We start from the raw sequence: 18075 nt of genomic DNA, 5'->3' as shown, positions 1-18075 counted from the left end.
ACCCTTGCTTCGGTCAAGACCTGGGGGATTCAGAGGGAGCTGGTAATTTGCCGACACAAAGATGGGGTATTTTGTTGAGTTTACAAAATCAGACTTCAAAATTTATATCATCTCAGGTGCTAAGTGGTCTTGTAAACTTTTTAGTATCAGTTGTTTACAGATCATAAATTATTTTAAATATTTTTCATTTTTAATTAAATATCATCAAAATGTCAGTTTTTTCTTTCAATAATACCACTAATCACGGAAACCGTCGACTTCCATATTTGACAAAATTGGCGTGTTTCTGTCTACTATTCACTGTTTACTGCCTATTAATAACTGCTTGTACGGGTTCGTCCGAGGCATTTTTGGATAAAGCCAAAGAGCAATTACAAAAGGGAAATGCTAAGGAAGCGGTTCAATATTTGAACCAAGCCATCGACAAAGACCCTGCCAACGCAAAGGCTTTTAATATGCGTGGGGCGGCAAATTTTGAGTTGAAGGATTATGCCAGTGCGCTTTTGGATTATGAACAAGCCATCAAAATAGACCCTAAAGATTATAAACCTTATTTCAATCGGGCGTCGGTTAAAATGGAAAAATCTGATTGGGAAGGAGCATTAAATGACTGTACGAAAGCCGCTGAAATTCAGTCCGATACGGCTGGCATTTACGTAAAAAGAGGGATTTCTTACGCTGCTTTACTGAAAATTCCCGAGGCGATTAATGATTTTAATAAGGCTTTAAGTCTAAATCCGAAAGAAACTAACGCTTTGTATAATCGAGGAAATATTTACTTTCAAACCAAAGATTTTGAGCATGCCGAGAAAGATTTTTTGGCTGCTGTGAGAATAGATTCAAGATTTGCCAAAGCATTTTATGGATTGGGAATTGTTGAACAACAGATGGGAAAGACAGATGAAGCCTGTATGAGTATAAAAAATGCTAATCGTTTGGGTTACGCTGATGCCAAGACTGCTCTGGATAGTTTTTGTAAGTGATTTTGTTATATTTACGCATAAAATAAAAAACATGAAATACATTGCACTAATTTTCACACTAATATTTCTCCTTTTCGCAGGCTGGCAGTACAACGACCCTGATCCGATGCTTTGGATACCCATTTATTTGATTGCGGCTTATGCCACATTCAGGACATTTCAGGGCAAAGCCAACCCCGAAATGTTGTTAGTTTTGATTGTTATTTCCTTTGCAGGAGGAATGAATTCTTGGAATACGATGAAGGCTTGGGAAGGATTTTTTACGGAAGGTGGCGGATTATCTATGAAATCTAATAATCAAGAACTCGCTCGTGAAGCCTGCGGATTGTGGATTTGTACCATCTCTTTCATGATATGTTGGGAAATAGATAGATTTGCAAAAAGAGCTATCAGTAAACCATAATGAATTAAGTCTTATTAATCAAATTAAACTATTCAACCAAAAACATAATGAAAAAATTATTAACCAAAAATTTACTGCTGATACTTGCTCTGTCGGTTTTTTCGAGTTCCATGTATGCACAACAATTTAAAGTATTGTTGTTTTCAAAAACAGACGGATTTCACCACGAATCTATCAATGAGGGCGTTACGGCTATCAAAAAATTAGCAGATCGCCATAACTTTAGTGTCGATTGGCAAGAAAATGCTACGATTTTCAATGATAAAGCCTTAGAAAAATATCAAGCAGTTATCTTTTTGAATACAACGGGAAATATCCTTAACGAAGAGCAACAAGCTGCTTTTGAGAAATTTATCAAAGCTGGAAAAGGTTTTGTGGGTATTCACTCGGCAACAGATACGGAATATGATTGGGCATGGTATGGAAAATTAGTTGGCATGTATTTTAAAATTCATCCTCAACAACAAACGGCATATTTGAACGTAGAAGACAGTAATTTTCCAGGGATGGAGCGTTTCCCAAAGAAATTATTGTGGACGGACGAGTGGTACGAATTTAAAACGCCTGCCAATGCAAGTGATTTGAAAGTTTTGGTTTCGATAGATGAAAAATCGTATAATCCTTACGCAAAATGGGGTGATAATGAAGGCAAAGGAATGGGAACCCATCCAATTTCTTGGTATCATAATTACGACGGCGGACGTGCTTTCTATACTGGTTTGGGACATATTCCTTTGACCTTTTCAGACCAAACATTCTTAGACCATATCTACGGAGGTATTTATTGGGCAGCTACTGGGAAGGGATTGTAGAAGGTTTTATAATATGATTCAAAGCAAAAATGGTCTGTGAATTGTAATTCACAGACCATTTTTGCTCTGTAGAAAATCGAATAGAACATTCCTATTCCATAAGTCTTAACGTTTCACTTTTGATAAAATCCAAATCTGCTTGATATGGATTTGCTTTTAGATATTCTATCCAAAATCTCAGAACAGCAATTTTTGATGGATTTTCTGTTTTTAATGTCTTGAATAATTCTTTAATATTTGATGAATATGGATCGTCATTTTCGTCAGCTGATTTTTTAGTTATTTTCATAAGTGACCGAAAATCATTGGGTAAACCATAATCTGAAAGCAATATTCCAGCATCTAAAGCACAAGAAATTATCCATTTTTCCACGGCAGGACAAATAAAAATTAGATAATGATTCTTATTTCGATGTTTAAGTAATTGTAAAGTATTAGATAATTCAACTACCAAAGTAAACTGTTCAACATAGCCTAATTCTTTTTTATCTCGGTCAATAATTCCTAATGCAAAATCATCATCGAATTTATCTTTCATCATTTTTACGACTTTTGGACAGCCGTACTGATGATTATACTTTGTTCGGGGAGGAACAAGTGCTTTGATAAGTTTGGTATCAATGTAGCATTCAATTATTATGTGTAAATCCATTTATGCAGTGTAGGCTTCATTGTTAAAAAATAAATCTACACCATATCTATAAACTTCCTCAATTTCATCTCTACTCAAAGCTTTGGCAACAGTTTGTCCATCTTTAAAGTCTACCATAAAAATTGATAAATCTTCTCTGGCATTTTTTAAAAAGTCATCAACAATAAAAGGACTATGCGTAGCCATGAAAAACTGATTATTGGGAGAATTAATTACCTCTTGCGTAAATTCGACAATATAAGGAGGAAAAGAATGTGCTTCTGGTTCTTCAAAAACTAACACAGAATTTTCGTTAGATTGGATGGCAGTTTTATAAAAAATAAGCCTTTGTAATGTATCTGCAATGGAGGTATATGGAATTAAGAAAATTTCATCTTCATTAATTTTTTTAAACACTTTTAAAGAATGACTTGCAGCATCCGATGCGATTTTCAAGTTATATCTACGAAACCAATTTATTATTGTTTGTTTTAAATTAGGTAATGAATCAATAACTTGTAGTAAATTTTTTCCAAATGGAGGAGTTAAGAAAACGTTATTATCTTTTTGATATTTAACAGAAGTTTTGAAAATATAACTCTTTATTAATGGTCTCCTGTTATTAAAATTAGTATGAAATTCAATAAAAAAACCTTTTACTAAGTTTGAATATTTATTATCATCAGTATCCAGTTCAAGTACCCTAATATTATCTTTAAAAATAGAACATTCAAGATTATTAACATTTATATTGATTTTTCGTTCTATATCTCCTTCAAAAAATAATTCAGGGTCGTTTTCAAATCGAATAAACTCTTTAATTTTTTTAGATGGCAGTTCTCTTATCTCGGATTTGAATATTAAGGAATTATATAACGACAAAGCCTCTAATAAATTAGATTTACCAACATTTGGTTTTCCAATAAAAAGATTGATTTTACGAAATTCTGATAATTCTAAATGTCTAATTGATTTAAAATTATTGATTTCGATATGGTTAATAATATTATTCATTTTTTGATATTTACTTGATAATCAAAAATACACTAAATTTCTTTAAACGACAAAAGGCACTCTTCAAGAAGTGCCTTTTGTCGTTTATTAATTGAAATTCCTAATCATAATTCAAAACCGGAGCTAACCATTTTTCGGTCAATTCCAAACTCATTCCTTTGCGTTCTGCGTAGTTTTTTACTTGGTCTTTGGCAATCTTTCCGATAGGGAAATACTTGCTTTCTGGATTTGAAAAATAAAAACCACTTACCGAGCTTGCAGGGTACATCGCAAAACTCTCTGTCAATTGAATGCCTATTTTATCTTCTGCTTGCAATAAGTCAAACAATGCTTTCTTTTCGGTATGGTCTGGACAAGCTGGATAACCTGGTGCAGGACGAATTCCTACGTATTTTTCAGAAATTAATTCTTCAGGCGTAGCATTTTCTTCCGTGGCATAACCCCAGAATTCCTTACGGGTGCGCTCGTGCATGAGTTCCGCAAATGCCTCTGCCAAACGGTCAGCAAGTGCTTTTACCATAATTGAGTTATAATCGTCGTGGTCTCTTTCGTATTTTTCTACCAAAGGCTCAATGCCAATTCCTGCCGTTACTGCAAATGCGCCAATATAATCGTCTTTGCCCGTTGTTTCAGGAGCAATAAAGTCTGAAAGACAATAATTTGGCAAATTTGCCGCTTTTTGTCCTTGCTGACGGAGATGATGTAAAACCGTTTGCGTATCAGTTTGTGTCATTAATTCTCCGCCCTCTGAAACAACCGTATTACTCAAAACATTGTAACTTGTATGCTGATGAACTCCGTGTTTTTCGCAAGGGATTTCTCTGGTAATCTCCTCAAAATCATGCAAAATAATATCATCCCCAACGGCATTGGCGGGATAAAAACCAACCACTGCCCGAGCCGTAAGTAGCTTATCATCAATAATCTCCTTTAATAAAACGTTAGCATCATCAAATAACTTCTTGGCTTCCACACCAACGATTTCGTTTTCAAAAATCTTTGGATATTTGCCCGATAATTGCCAAGTTGAGAAGAATGGCGTCCAATCAATATATTTCGCAATTTCCGCTAAATCATAATCCATAAAATATTTATTACCTAAAAATTGTGGTTTCGTGGCTTTGAAATTATTCCAATCAATTTTTGGCGTATTCAAACGAGCTTTTTCTATGGGAACATAATTTTTATCTTTTTGACGACTTGCATGGTCGATTCTCAACTGTGCGTATTGAGCCTTTATTTCATCATAAATTTCTTTATTCGTTTGCTCATTTTGCATTAAACGACCCGCAACAGGTACACTTTTTGAAGCATCCAATACGTGAATCACAGGTCCAGAATAATGCGGGTCAATTTTTACCGCTGTGTGAATTCTTGAAGTTGTAGCTCCACCAATCAATAAAGGAATGGTGAATCCTTGACGCTCCATTTCTTTGGCAACACCCACCATTTCATCCAACGAAGGCGTAATCAAACCCGAAAGTCCAATAATATCAACATTGTGTTCACGGGCGGCGGCCAGAATTTTTTCGGTTTGAACCATTACCCCCAAATCAATAATTTCGTAGTTATTGCAGCCTAAAACTACGCCAACAATGTTTTTTCCAATATCGTGAACATCCCCTTTTACGGTTGCCATCAAAATTTTTCCAGCACTCGAAGATACTTCCGCTTCGCCTTCCACGTGATTACGGAGTTTTTCTTCTTCGATAAAAGGTAAAAGGTAAGCCACCGCTTTTTTCATTACCCTTGCCGATTTCACAACCTGTGGCAAGAACATTTTTCCTTCTCCGAACAAATCACCCACTACGTTCATTCCGTCCATCAAAGGGCCTTCAATAACGTGTAAAGGTTTTTCAACTAATTGACGAGCTTCTTCAACATCTTCGTCAATAAATTCGGTAAGCCCTTTAATCAAAGCGTGTTCCAATCGTTTTCCAACGGGTTGGTCACGCCATTTATTATCAACTACGATTTCTTTGCCTTTCGATTTTACCGTTTCCGCAAACTTAATCATTCGATCCGTTGCATCTTCTCGACGGTTCAATAATACGTCTTCACACATTTCAAGCATATCCGCAGAAATGTCTGAATAAACGCCCAATTGCGCCGCATTCACAATTCCCATGTCCATTCCTGCCTTGATAGCGTGGTACAAAAATACGGTATGCATTGCCTCACGAACGGGTTCGTTACCTCTAAACGAGAACGAAATATTAGAAACCCCACCCGAAACTTTGGCGTAAGGTAGATTTTCTTTTATCCAACGAGTGGCATTGATAAAATCAACGGCGTAATTATTATGTTCCTCCATACCCGTGGCAACCGTCAGGATATTGGGGTCAAAAATGATGTCTTGCGGAGGGAAATGTACTTGATTTACCAAAATATCGTAAGCTCGCTGACAAATTTCTTTACGTCTTTCAAAACTATCTGCCTGACCTTGTTCGTCAAATGCCATCACAACAGCACTCGCTCCGTAACGTTTTACTTTTTCGGCAGATTCTATAAATTTCGCTTCCCCTTCTTTCAAAGAAATGGAGTTCACGATTGATTTTCCTTGTACACATTTCAAACCAGCCTCAATCACTTCCCATTTCGAGGAGTCAATCATTATCGGCAATTTGGCAATGTCGGGTTCAGCCATCAAGAGGTTCAAAAACGTCTTCATTGCTTCAACTCCATCAATCATTCCTTCATCTAAGTTGACATCAATTACTTGAGCGCCACCGTCCACTTGTTCACGAGCTACGGCAATGGCAGCTTCGTAATCGTTTTCACGAATCAAACGAGCAAATTTCTTTGAACCAGTTACGTTACAACGCTCGCCAATGTTTACGTAATTGGTTTCTTTGGTAATATTCAACGGTTCAAGTCCCGATAATTTTTGGATTGGCTCAAACGTAGGAATAATTCTTGGTGGATATTTAGCGGCAACTCTGGCAATTTCGGCAATGTGGGCGGGTGTAGTTCCGCAACAACCACCGATAATATTCATGAAACCGCTACTCAAAAACTCTTCCACAACAACGCCCATTTCTTCGGGCGTTTCGTCATATTCACCCATTTCGTTTGGCAAACCTGCATTCGGGTGAGCCGATACTAAAAATGGTGCTTCCTTTGCCAAAATCTGTACGTAAGGACGCATTAAATCGGCTCCTAAAGCACAGTTTAAACCCACCGACAATAAATCTAAATGAGAAATAGATGTCAAAAATGCCTCAGTAGTTTGTCCAGAAAGTGTACGGCCCGAAGCATCCGTAATCGTTCCCGAAACCATAATTGGAATTTGAACATTCAGTGGTTGAGGATTCGGATTTACCTGTCTTGAAATAGACTTGCTTATTAATGGTCTAATCGTTCCTTTATTTCTATCGCTTTGGTATAAATCAATGGCGAAAAGTGCTGCTTTAGCATTTAAGGTATCAAAAATGGTTTCAACTAATAATAAATCTGCTCCACCGTCCATCAAACCTTGAATTTGCTCGTAATAAGCATCTACCAATTCATCAAAAGTAACGGCACGAAAACCTGGGTCGTTTACATCGGGCGATAATGATAAAGTCCTATTAGTTGGTCCAATTGAACCTGTAACATAACGTGGTTTACTTGGGTCTTTTGCCGTAAATTCATCGGCTACTTCTCTTGCAATTTTGGCAGATTTATAGTTCAATTCGTACACATAATCTTCCATGTGATAATCCGCCATGGCAATGGAAGTGCCTGAGAATGTGTTAGTTTCGGCAATATCTGCTCCAGCCTCAAAATATTTAGCGTGGATTTCCTTGATAACTTCGGGGCGAGTTATTGAGAGCATATCGTTATTGCCTTTTACCTCATGCGGAAAGTCTTTGAACTTTTCTCCACGATAATCAGCATCGGATAATTTATATTCTTGAATCAACGAACCCATAGCACCATCGAGCACAAGGATTCGGTTTTTTAATACGTATTTTATATTTGGTCTATCTATCATCTTTATAATCGTTCTTCTTAGCAAAGTACAAATTTACCATTTATAAATCGTTGCTAATATTTTCTCAATGAAATCTGCCACAAATTTATCGGTTTTGGATAAATAATTTACTTTATTTCAAATAATTAGATATATTTACTTTAATTACTGATAATAGAAGATATTATTAACTAAATAAACAAGGTATTTTTCCGAGAAACGATAAATTATCTATTGAAATTATGGCCATAAAAATGGATTCGACCGACAAAGAAATTCTTAGACATTTACAACAAGATGCCCTCTTGACCACGAAGGAATTAGCCTCTCGTTTAAACCTCTCGCCAACGCCCGTTTACGAGCGTGTGAGGAGGTTAGAAAAAGATGGCGTTATTAAAAAATATGTGGCTTTGGTAGACAGAGAGAAGGTTGCGAAAGATTTAATGGTCTTTTGCAGTATTCGTTTGAAGGAACACGCCCAAGAAGCAGGGGCAAAATTTGTGCATGAAATTGTTCAATTGGACGAAGTGCAAGAATGTTATAATATTTCGGGAGACTATGATTTTATGTTAAAAATTGTCGTCCATGATATGCGAGAATATCAGGCATTTTTAATGAATAAATTAGCTTCATTGGAGAATATTGGCAGTACCCATTCGATTTTTGTCATGTCCGAAATTAAGCATGAGACGGGTTTTTTGGTGAGTTGATTGAGTTTTATAGTTAAAGAGTTAAAAGAAGTTAGAAAGTTTTTAATTCATAAATTTCTAACTTCTTTAAATATTCTAACTTTTCCTACTCCTCCAAAAAGTCCAAATCCTTCCCATGCGTTTCAGGAATTGTGAAAATTGAATAAAATGCTAATACAAAAGCAATTAACCCCACAACGGCGGCGGCGTTAAAAATACTCATCGTGGGTTTTAAATACGCAAAAAGTGAAGTCATTAAAATTACCGTTCCACGAACCATATTGGGTACGGTTGTGGCGGCAGTAGCTCTTAGATTCGTGCCAAATTGTTCGGCTCCGATGGTTACAAACATGGCCCAATATCCCACTGAAAAACCTGCAAAAACACAAGTTGCATACAAACCTGTTGCCGTTTTAATGCCTGAATACAAGTACACAATACTGCAAATTAAGGAAAGAAAAAGTAAGATGGCAACCGCTTTTTTACGTGATTTCAAATACTGACTAATCACGCCACTCATTAAATCTCCCGTAGCAAGTCCGACGTAACAAAACATGATAGCTTTTCCTGGTTCGATGACTTCTGGAATGCCCATTGCTACGCCAAATTCATTGGCAAAAGTGGCTAAAATTCCAATCACAAACCACGTGGGTATTCCGATGGCGATACATTTTAAATACCTAAATAAGCGGTCTTTATTAGTGAAAAGTGAAAAGAAATTTCCTTTTTTGATGTGGGTTTGATGCTTTAAACTTTCAAACATCCCTGATTCAAAAACACTGACACGGAGCAATAAAAGTACGATTCCAAGTCCTCCGCCCACAAAATAAGCATTTCTCCAACCGCCTAATTCCTTTACGGTAAAGTAAGCAAACACGGCTCCGAATAAACCAATTCCCGCTACTAACGATGAACCCAATGCTCTTATTTCTTTCGGTAGAATTTCTGAAACTAAAGTGATTCCTGCGCCTAATTCTCCCGCTAAACCAACACCTGCCACAAAGCGGAGGAGGGCATAAGTAGTGGGGTCTTTCACAAATCCACAGGCAATATTGGCGATTGAATACGTAATAATTGACCCAAATAAAACGGATAAACGCCCTTTTTTGTCACCCAAAATTCCCCATAAAATCCCGCCAATTAATAAACCGCCCATTTGCCAGTTAATAATATTTTTACCGACCGATGAAACTTCTTCGGGCGATAAACCTAAGTCTTTCAAACTTGGCACCCGAACAATTCCAAAAAGGAGTAAATCATAAATATCCACAAAATAGCCCAAGGCGGCAACGATGACGGGAATACTGAAAAGATGTTGGGTGGTGGTTTTGGTTTGCATTTATTTGAAAAAATTATTAATTGATTTGATTAAAAAAGTACAATATATAATTTATAAATTGCTTAAACTAATTTTAAGTGTAACAACCAAAATTTACCAATGAAAAACCCAAAATCTCCCATTATTAAATTAATTAAGCGAGCATTTATTCAAGTCCAAAGTCCACAATATGATTATGACGAATCTCGGAGAAATTTTCTAAAAACGGCTTCTATTGCTTCCTTTGCCAGTTTAATTGCTTTTGATTTTTCGAGTTGTGTTTCCACAAAAGATATTAAAATTGCCATTATTGGCGGCGGAATTTCGGGATTAAATGCTGCTCATTATCTTAATAAAGCAGGCTTTAAACCAACCATTTATGAAGCGGCCAAACGTACAGGTGGACGAATGATGAGCGTAACGGGGTTATTGGCAGATGGAATTACCACCGAATTAGGCGGCGAATTTATTGATTCTTCCCACAAGGATATGTTACAATTATGTAAAGAATTCAATCTTGGATTATTGGATATGCAAGCACCAGCCGAGGTGAAAAAGGATTTGGTTCAGCACGATTTTTATTTCGACAATCGTAGAATTACGGAAAAATCGTTGATTGAAGCCATCAAACCTTATTTGCCAATCATCAAAAAAGATGCTGATTTGGTTGCCACCAGAAATTATAAAAATCCAGCATTGATTGCTTTGGATAAATTATCACTCGATGAATATCTGCAAAAAATTGGGATAACAGGCTGGCTGTACGAATTATTGAGAATATCTTATACTGCTGAAATGGGCTTGGAATCGGACGTCCAGAACTGTTTGGCTTTTATTTCTTTGTTGGATGGCAATTGCGAAAATGGCTTTGATATTTATGGTGAAAGTGACGAACGTTACAAAGTGATTGGCGGAAACCAGAAGGTAGTGGATGCTTTGGCGAAGACTTTGGAAGGACAAATTGAGCGTGAATATCACTTGGATTCGCTTACCGAAAAGGGGATGGAATATCGATTAAATTTCCAAAATGGGAAAGAAATTTATGCCGATTTTGTGATAATGACGATTCCTTTTTCGGTTTTGAGAGACGTGAAAATGAATGTAGACATGTCGCCAAAAAAAGAAAAATGTATTAAGGAATTATCTTACGGAACGAACTCAAAAATGTTTTTGGGCATGAATAATAGAATCTGGCGTGACGAAGGATTTTCGGGCTATGTGCTCAGTAGTTTAATGCATAACGGTTGGGATAGTTCGCAAATGCAACACGATAATACAGGTGCGGGAGGCTATTCGGTTTTCTTTGGGGGAAAAATGGGTAAAAACTTGAATGACAGTCAGATAGGTGATTATTTGGATAAATTAAACGTGATTTATCCAACGATTAAAGACCAATTTAATGGTAAAAAAGGTACTTTCAATTGGGGTAATTCACCGCTTGCCGAAGGTAGTTACGCTTGTATGACCGTAGGACAACAAACGGCTTTTGGTGGCGTGGAAAGTGAACCGATTAATAGTATTCTATTTGCGGGCGAACACTGTTCAAAAGAATTTCAAGGATATATGAATGGCGGTGCCGAAACGGGACGCAAAGCTGCGGAAGAGTTGATTCGTAGGGTGAAAGGGAGTTGATAATTGATAATGGACTATTTGTAATGGATAATTGATAATTGTTTAGACAAATTAACTCATTGTATAGATTCATTATAAAATGCTGATAGTCAATAAGTTATTATTGGTCATGCCGTAAGTATGTTGCTAATTAATTTTATCTTGGCACTTAATTATCAATTATCCATTATCAATTGCCCATTATCCATTATCCATTATCAATTGTCCATTATCCATTATCAATTGCCCATTAAATTAAATATTCCACCAATAATTCCATTTCAAGACAATTGAGCGGTTTTTTATGCCTAAATCTGAGGGTAAATAATTATCAGAATATACTAAGAAAACATCCGAAGCGGGTTTATATCGCCACTGAATACGGCTGTTTAAATTGACGTTTTTTACTTGTTCATTATATTGAATGTAAGTTGTCCAGAAAATTTTATTGGTAAAAGTTATATCAAATTTAGACTGAATTAACCAGAAATCTGCCCCTGCCAAAGTTGGTTTATCGTCATTGCCTCTGAATACATTTACATCTTTAATTTTATTATATTCTGCTGATAAGGAAAGACTTACGAATGGCTGAAAACGATAACCAATTTGCCCATTCACTCGTAATCGAGTGCCATCGCCGAAGTAAGTTCCGTAGCGAGTATTTAATCCATACGTAAATAAATTTCGAGGAGAAGATACAAAAGCCGTGCTCCATGAAGTCCAACTGTGTTGACTACGATTTTTTACGTAAAAATCTTTCAAATAAGGGTTGATAGGATTGAAAGATGAGAATAATAAAACGTTATCGTAAGCAGCAAAAATATCAAAAGTTGCCCGATCACGAAAGGTGAAATTATAGCTTAAAACGTGCGTTGTCGAATTGTCGGAAGACAGTGAAATATTCACAGGAACATTTGTATTATTGTTTTCATACATAAAACTCAGCAACTTCGGGCCATGCGAAATGAGACGGCTAATCGAATTTTTAATATAGTGAGTATAACCAATATTCGGATTCCAATAATGGTATCCTTTTCGGGGAACAAAGCCCGTTTCAGCCTTGAAATTTTCGCCAATTCTGCTGTAAGTCAAACCAATATCCCAGATTTGGGTGGTAAATGAAACGTCATAATATTGGGTATAATCGTCGGTTGTTTGTTCGGACGTGAAGGATTTCATAAGCGCCGCTTTTCCCGTCCATTTATTGGTTTTTGATGCTAAATTATATTGCAAAACCACATTCCGATTGTACTGATTAAAGCCTTTTCTGGTATTTTCTAAGCCAAATCCGATGCCTTCCTTATTAACAACCATCATACTGATATTGGAACGAGAAAAGAGTTTACGTTGCAAGGCAAAAACCGTATAATTGTAAGTAGGAAGCCCCACAGACGTATCTTTGTTGGCACTTGTTTGGATATTTAAGAGTCCAATTCGCCAATTATTACCCAATTTTCCGCTCAATCTTGCACCATATTGAATAGGAGTTCCTAAACCAATTCGACGAGAGAAAAAAGGACGAGTTTCATCACCGCCAAAACTGTTGAAAATATCCGAATTTTCTAAGAAAAATTGACGACGTTCTGGAAAAAATAATTCGAAACGATTAAGATTGGTAACTTGTTGATCGACATCTACTTGTGAGAAATCTGGATTTACGGTAAGGTCAAGATTTAGCGATGGAGAAACGGCAATTTTTGCATCGCCCCCAAAATCTCTTCTAAAAACGGCATCTTCTCCTTTTTCAAAATTCTTACTAATTCCTCCCAAAACGTAGGGAATAATGGAGATATTGGTTTTGGGTGCGGGCGGAGGATTGTCCCAAACCAGCGTTCCTGTGTAAGCAAGTGTAATGGAGAAAAACTGGCGTGGAATGGGAGCCCACGTAGATTTTTCGTTTGAACCTAAATCTAAACGACTCAAATTCATGCCCCAATTGGTTTCTCCCGCCTTATAACGGAGTGAACTAAAAGGAATTGCCATTTCCAAAATCCAATTATTACCATCAAAACTGGTTTGCGAAATCCAACGATTATCCCAATTGGCATTTAGATTTGTGCCTTCGCCAATCTGCCCATCAAATTGAGCTCCCGCCGCATTCGTTCCAAAAACCCAACCATTGGTAAGGTCATTGAAAGGTTCGAGAATGAGCCAAAGATTGTCATTTCGACCAAAATTAAAATCTCTTTTCAGCGATTCAACGATGTATGGTGCTTCTTTTTGTTGCGAATTAATGGCGGAAAAATAGAGATATTTATCATCATACGTAAATTTTGCCACGGTTGTACATTTCGCCTTAGACGTATCGGCAGGAGTCATCATCCAAAAATCGGAAGTTGATTCGCAACGTTGCCATTGAGCTTCATCCAACTTGCCATCAATTCTAATTTCACTGGTGGCTTTGTTGATATGATATTGGTATTTTTCGTTAATTTTTTGGGCTGATAGGGTCAAGCTGACGAAATATGAGGACAAAAAAAGTAATAGTTTTTTCACTGAGAGAATGTTTTGTTTATTGATGTTTTGAATAGATTTTTTGCTTAAAATACTTTTGCAATAATTCTAATAAACAAAGGTATCTCATATCTGCAATTTTTTAATGCTTATTTGTGTGTATATACGTGATAGCACATACAAGGACGACATTACCGAAAATAATGTCGCCCTTTTTATATTTCTAATACCTTGATTTTTAGGAATGTTTTCTCTGAAAATCAAGCCACTAAATCCTGAAATAAAGATTCCAGCGTTTCAGCGGCATTTTTGCAGAATCCGGGATGGACTTTTGAAGTTTGAACAATGGTGCTTCGAGTGGAAGTTAGCCAACGAAAACGGGAGGCGATTGGCAATAATCCAATGGGGCCACCTTCTTTTCCACCTCTGCAGATGCGTTGCCATGTTTGCAAATATTCTTGCAATTCGGAGGCTTCAATGGTGCAAGGAAAAACATTAAAACGTGTTTCATTGAGTTGGATTTTCGCTTCTAAAAATCCTTGTTTTGAACAATAAAGAATAATACCAACGTTCAAAAACTCCTCACGTTCCACCCTCGGCACAACCCGAATGACGGCGTATTCATATAAGTATTTGTCTTGCATGGTTGGCTTCTTTTACTAATAAATCAGATATTTCAATTCTGGTTTCTAAAAATTTAATGTAAACTTCTTTTTGACTTTCGGGCGAACCTTCTTCTGGCAACCATTCGTCTGGAATTAAGTTAACAATTTCTGTTATTAATTCAAGCGTAAAAATTTTACGAGATTCAGTATTAATCTCCTCTAATTCAGAGGCTTGTGGTAACAAAACATGGTCTTTTATTGGCAAAAATGGACGTTTAGCTTGTTCTTCCCAATTGTCCCAATTATGATGAAAATACAATGCAGCACCGTGGTCAATCAGCCATAATTGCTTGTTCCAAGTCAGCATATTGGTATTTCTTGGCGTTCTGTCAACATTGGTCAAAATACAATCTAACCACACAATTTGTGAGGCAAGTTTTGGATCAATGGTGGTAACGAGCGGGTCGAAAGTAATAGAACTTGATAAATAGTGTAAACCTAAATTCAAGCCCGTACTCGCTCGAAGCAAATCTTGGATTTCCTCATCGGGTTCGGTTTTGCTAAAAGTATCCACCAAATTAGCAAAGACCAATTCTGGCAAACGTAAACCCATTGCACGAGCCATTTCACCGCCAATTAATTCGGCAATGAGTGCTTTCACACCTTGACCTGCTCCCCGAAATTTGAGGACATACAGAAATCCATCATCCGCTTCCACAATGGCAGGCAATGAACCTCCTTCACGCAAGGGAGTTACGTAGCGAGTTACATTGACAGTTCTTAATTCAAGTTTGTTCATAAAGGATTTAGGTAAAATTTTTGTTTCCAAAATTACGCATAATTCTATGGATTGAGCATTTTTACTTGAAATTTGAAAGACTAATTAGTATAAAAAATCCATTAATTTCTATGAAATTCCGCTGTTTTTCTCCGCTTGATAAGTTTCATAAAACAAGTTTTGGATTGTTAATAAAATGTTATTCCTTTGCGTACTTCTTTTAATTCGAGGATTAAAATGCTTCAAAAAAACTTGAAATTGCCACTATTTTCCTTTTTTTTTGAGCGAAAAAATATTACCAATTTCATTCCTTTTTAAAATCAAACACTGACACTTTAACGGTGCTTAGGCACTCCCGTACTTAACTATGAGTTTAAAATTTAGTAATCAAGGCGGTTCAGACCGTGAAATCAAAGGGTACGATTATTTAAGCCCAAGTGCAGATGCTGAAAAGTATAAAGCATCATCAGATATCAAAGGAGCCACACTTCCTCCAAAAGTAGATTTACGGGCATTTATGACTCAGGTCGAAGACCAAAAAAGTCTTAGTAGTTGTACGGCAAATGCAGTTGCTGGGGCTTATGAGTATTTAGTAAAAAAATATTTGAGTAAACAAGCTTTTGACGTTAGCCGACTTTTTATTTACTATAATGCACGTTTAAGAGCTGGTAGTGAAATTACTGATTCAGGCAGTCACATTCAATATGCAGTTGATAGTTTAATGAAAATTGGGGCTTGTAAGGAAGATACTTGGCCTTACGATTTAAAAAGTGTTAATAAAAAACCCGATGAAGGTTCTTATGTAGCAGCGGCAGATTTCAAAATTGAAACAAAGAAATTTGTACCCGTTAAATTAGATATTTGGAAACAATCTTTGGCAGAAGGTTATCCAATTGTTTTTGGAACTGCTTTATTTTCATCATTTGATAGTTGTACACCAAACAAAGGAATTGTTTCAATGCCATCGCCTGATGAAACGGGTAGAAAAGCACATGGTTTACACGCAATGTTGTGCGTAGGTTATTCAGATGTAGATAAAATGTTTATTGTCCGTAATTCTTGGGGTGATAAATGGGGAGATAAAGGCTACTGTTATATGCCTTATGAATATTTGATGAGTGAGAAGTTTAATCTTGGCGATTGCTGGATTTTTGGACGTACAACGCCAATTCCTGATGCTGATGATTCTTGGATTAACGATAAAAAATCAGTAGTTGATGGTGGAAGAGGATATGATAGAAACGATTTTCAATTTTATAAAGATAGCGATTATAGCGATTTTGATATTTGGGAATTCGTTGATGTTTATGACTATGATGATGAAGTAACCGAAGAATATGATGAATTAGAATATGAAGGTGAAGGTGAATACGATGATATTTTAGGTTCTTACGAAGAAGAAGAGGAAGGAGGAGAAGAAGAAGACGAAGAAGAGGACGAAGAAGAAGACGAAGAAGAGGACGAAGAAGAGGAAGGAGAAGAGGAAGGAGAAGACGAAGAAGATGACGAAGAGGAAGGAGAAGAAGACGAAGAAGAGGAAGGAGAAGAAGACGAAGAAGAGGAAGAAGAGGAAGACGAAGAAGACGAAGAAGAAGGAGAAGAAGAGGAAGATGAAGAGGAAGAAGACGAAGAAGAAGGAGAAGAAGAGGAAGATGAAGAGGAAGAAGGAGATGATGAAGAGGAAGGAGATGAAGAAGAGGAGGAATCAGGAGAGGAAGAAGAGGAGGAAAAGTAATTTGAAGAAAGGCTGTCCCATAATTAAAATTTACAAAATTTTATTATGAGATAGCCTTTCTTTATGTAATAATATTCTATAAAACAAGACTTTTTAGACTACTATACGACAACCAGCAGAATTTTACTTAATCGAAACTAATCATTCAATAATCGTTTTTGTACTTATTTAATTGCTTGATTTTTGTTAAGCATATTATAAATATTTGTAACCATCAATACAAAAAGTCCTGCTAAAACACTCAACAAGACATTATAATACTTTGGGGCGGAGAGTGATAGCCTAATAATAACCGTTGCTAAAGCAAATGATGAATACCTAAATAAATGGATATAAAGATTACTGTATCGTAGAGAAATAATTAAAATTAGGATGTCCGTGAAAATCAAGATATTGTAATAGACATTGAAGGTGTTTTGATATTGATTTGTAATAAAAAAGTCAAGAATATCATAGATACAAATGGACAAAAAAACCATTAGAAGTATGTTAGCTATCATTTTTTTTAACAAGATAAATCTAATTTGTTCTTCAGGGTTACTGGTAATTTGCACATGGCGTTGAGCTCTATAAAATAACCCAATAATTAAAAAAATTATAACTGCCCCAAGAGCATCAACTAATAAGGGTAAAAGTTCTAACAGTGTTTCAGTATTCCATTTAACATCTAAGGGCAAATGCCCCATCTCCTTAAATGCATCACGCAATAAAATTAAAGAAATAATCTCAAATTGCTTCCCAATCGAATCCGCTACTGAATGCGTCAAGATGAAGACCAATCCTAAAATCTCACAAATCAATAGAACACTAAATGCTAATTCAATAGAAAAAAAAATTCCTACTTGGTAGTTAATGATTTGATATTGAGAGAGTAAGGTGATAATTATTCCAACAAAAAAAAACAAAACTACCAAATTGCTAATCATTTTTGAAGTTTGAGTTGAATGCCATTGGTTTTCACATTTATCATAAACGGCAATCCAACTTTGTAAGAATTTATCCATGTTTTGTGATTAGTTATATTATTGTAATTTTATTTTCATGGAGTTAACCAATTGAAAATCAATTATGTTTAATTTAAGTACGC

14 protein-coding genes are annotated in these 18075 nt (G+C 36.1%); 6 read left to right on the top strand and 8 right to left on the bottom strand.

The window, feature by feature from the left end:
* The first annotated feature begins 209 nt into the window (after positions 1-209).
* Genes AC1W31_RS04165 through AC1W31_RS04155 form a run of 3 tightly spaced genes read left to right on the top strand, consistent with a single transcriptional unit; the run spans position 210 to position 2198 of the window.
* Positions 210-983: a tetratricopeptide repeat protein gene (locus AC1W31_RS04165; protein ID WP_481733149.1), complete on the top strand. Its 774-nt coding sequence runs from the start codon at positions 210-212 to the stop codon at positions 981-983.
* 31 nt (positions 984-1014) lie between these two features.
* On the top strand, positions 1015-1386 hold the full coding sequence (locus AC1W31_RS04160) for a transmembrane 220 family protein (protein WP_481733148.1): 372 nt from the start codon (positions 1015-1017) through the stop codon (positions 1384-1386).
* 47 nt (positions 1387-1433) lie between these two features.
* Positions 1434-2198, top strand: coding sequence for a ThuA domain-containing protein (locus tag AC1W31_RS04155; RefSeq protein WP_481733147.1), 765 nt, complete (start codon positions 1434-1436; stop codon positions 2196-2198).
* Between the two features lie 91 nt (positions 2199-2289).
* Here the strand turns inward: AC1W31_RS04155 and AC1W31_RS04150 are convergent, their stop codons facing one another.
* The 3 genes from AC1W31_RS04150 to metH all read right to left on the bottom strand — a co-directional run bounded on the left by AC1W31_RS04150 (position 2290) and on the right by metH (position 7819).
* A complete protein-coding gene (locus tag AC1W31_RS04150) occupies positions 2290-2850 on the bottom strand; it encodes a hypothetical protein (RefSeq protein WP_481733146.1) in 561 nt (186 codons plus the stop codon).
* Positions 2851-3843, bottom strand: coding sequence for an AAA family ATPase (locus AC1W31_RS04145; protein WP_481733145.1), 993 nt, complete (start codon positions 3841-3843; stop codon positions 2851-2853).
* A 100-nt stretch (positions 3844-3943) separates the two neighbouring features.
* Positions 3944-7819 carry a methionine synthase gene (gene metH, locus AC1W31_RS04140; RefSeq protein ID WP_481733144.1) on the bottom strand — a complete coding sequence of 1292 codons (3876 nt, stop codon included), beginning with the start codon at positions 7817-7819 and terminating at the stop codon, positions 3944-3946.
* Between the two features lie 233 nt (positions 7820-8052).
* Here metH and AC1W31_RS04135 point away from each other — a divergent pair, with 233 nt between their 5' ends.
* The gene (locus tag AC1W31_RS04135) at positions 8053-8508 is read left to right on the top strand and encodes an Lrp/AsnC family transcriptional regulator (RefSeq protein WP_481733143.1); all 456 of its coding nucleotides are present in this window, start codon (positions 8053-8055) and stop codon (positions 8506-8508) included.
* An 85-nt stretch (positions 8509-8593) separates the two neighbouring features.
* On the opposite strand, the gene AC1W31_RS04130 is transcribed toward AC1W31_RS04135, so the two are convergent.
* Positions 8594-9826: an MFS transporter gene (locus AC1W31_RS04130; RefSeq protein ID WP_481733142.1), complete on the bottom strand. Its 1233-nt coding sequence runs from the start codon at positions 9824-9826 to the stop codon at positions 8594-8596.
* Between the two features lie 99 nt (positions 9827-9925).
* Here AC1W31_RS04130 and AC1W31_RS04125 point away from each other — a divergent pair, with 99 nt between their 5' ends.
* Positions 9926-11437, top strand: coding sequence for a flavin monoamine oxidase family protein (locus AC1W31_RS04125; protein ID WP_481733141.1), 1512 nt, complete (start codon positions 9926-9928; stop codon positions 11435-11437).
* Between the two features lie 234 nt (positions 11438-11671).
* On the opposite strand, the gene AC1W31_RS04120 is transcribed toward AC1W31_RS04125, so the two are convergent.
* The 3 genes from AC1W31_RS04120 to AC1W31_RS04110 all read right to left on the bottom strand — a co-directional run bounded on the left by AC1W31_RS04120 (position 11672) and on the right by AC1W31_RS04110 (position 15274).
* Positions 11672-13912 carry a DUF5916 domain-containing protein gene (locus AC1W31_RS04120; protein WP_481733140.1) on the bottom strand — a complete coding sequence of 747 codons (2241 nt, stop codon included), beginning with the start codon at positions 13910-13912 and terminating at the stop codon, positions 11672-11674.
* A gap of 218 nt (positions 13913-14130) precedes the next feature.
* Positions 14131-14514, bottom strand: coding sequence for a DUF3037 domain-containing protein (locus AC1W31_RS04115; RefSeq protein ID WP_481733139.1), 384 nt, complete (start codon positions 14512-14514; stop codon positions 14131-14133).
* Positions 14492-15274: a HipA family kinase gene (locus AC1W31_RS04110; RefSeq protein WP_481733138.1), complete on the bottom strand. Its 783-nt coding sequence runs from the start codon at positions 15272-15274 to the stop codon at positions 14492-14494. The genes AC1W31_RS04115 and AC1W31_RS04110 overlap by 23 nt, the downstream gene beginning before the upstream one ends.
* A 346-nt stretch (positions 15275-15620) precedes the next feature.
* On the opposite strand from AC1W31_RS04110, the gene AC1W31_RS04105 reads away from it, so the two are divergent.
* Complete coding sequence (locus AC1W31_RS04105) at positions 15621-16988, top strand: C1 family peptidase (protein ID WP_481733137.1); 1368 nt, start codon at positions 15621-15623, stop codon at positions 16986-16988.
* A 164-nt stretch (positions 16989-17152) separates the two neighbouring features.
* Here the strand turns inward: AC1W31_RS04105 and AC1W31_RS04100 are convergent, their stop codons facing one another.
* On the bottom strand, positions 17153-17992 hold the full coding sequence (locus AC1W31_RS04100; RefSeq protein WP_481733136.1) for a hypothetical protein: 840 nt from the start codon (positions 17990-17992) through the stop codon (positions 17153-17155).
* Positions 17993-18075: the final 83 nt, after the last annotated feature.

This window comes from Arcicella sp. (assembly GCF_964672035.1).
Note: the sequence above shows the minus strand (reverse complement) of the source record. Positions and strands in the feature narration are given on the sequence as shown.

Bases quoted from the DNA above. Each gene is read 5' to 3' on its own strand.
- AC1W31_RS04100 (WP_481733136.1), bottom strand. From the start codon at position 17,992: ATGGATAAATTCTTACAAAGTTGGATTGCCGTTTATGATAAATGTGAA.
- AC1W31_RS04135 (WP_481733143.1), top strand. From the start codon at position 8,053: ATGGATTCGACCGACAAAGAAATTCTTAGACATTTACAACAAGATGCC.
- AC1W31_RS04110 (WP_481733138.1), bottom strand. From the start codon at position 15,274: ATGAACAAACTTGAATTAAGAACTGTCAATGTAACTCGCTACGTAACT.
- AC1W31_RS04115 (WP_481733139.1), bottom strand. From the start codon at position 14,514: ATGCAAGACAAATACTTATATGAATACGCCGTCATTCGGGTTGTGCCG.
- AC1W31_RS04165 (WP_481733149.1), top strand. From the start codon at position 210: ATGTCAGTTTTTTCTTTCAATAATACCACTAATCACGGAAACCGTCGA.
- AC1W31_RS04150 (WP_481733146.1), bottom strand. From the start codon at position 2,850: ATGGATTTACACATAATAATTGAATGCTACATTGATACCAAACTTATC.
- metH (WP_481733144.1), bottom strand. From the start codon at position 7,819: ATGATAGATAGACCAAATATAAAATACGTATTAAAAAACCGAATCCTT.
- AC1W31_RS04155 (WP_481733147.1), top strand. From the start codon at position 1,434: ATGAAAAAATTATTAACCAAAAATTTACTGCTGATACTTGCTCTGTCG.
- AC1W31_RS04105 (WP_481733137.1), top strand. From the start codon at position 15,621: ATGAGTTTAAAATTTAGTAATCAAGGCGGTTCAGACCGTGAAATCAAA.
- AC1W31_RS04160 (WP_481733148.1), top strand. From the start codon at position 1,015: ATGAAATACATTGCACTAATTTTCACACTAATATTTCTCCTTTTCGCA.
- AC1W31_RS04130 (WP_481733142.1), bottom strand. From the start codon at position 9,826: ATGCAAACCAAAACCACCACCCAACATCTTTTCAGTATTCCCGTCATC.
- AC1W31_RS04125 (WP_481733141.1), top strand. From the start codon at position 9,926: ATGAAAAACCCAAAATCTCCCATTATTAAATTAATTAAGCGAGCATTT.
- AC1W31_RS04145 (WP_481733145.1), bottom strand. From the start codon at position 3,843: ATGAATAATATTATTAACCATATCGAAATCAATAATTTTAAATCAATT.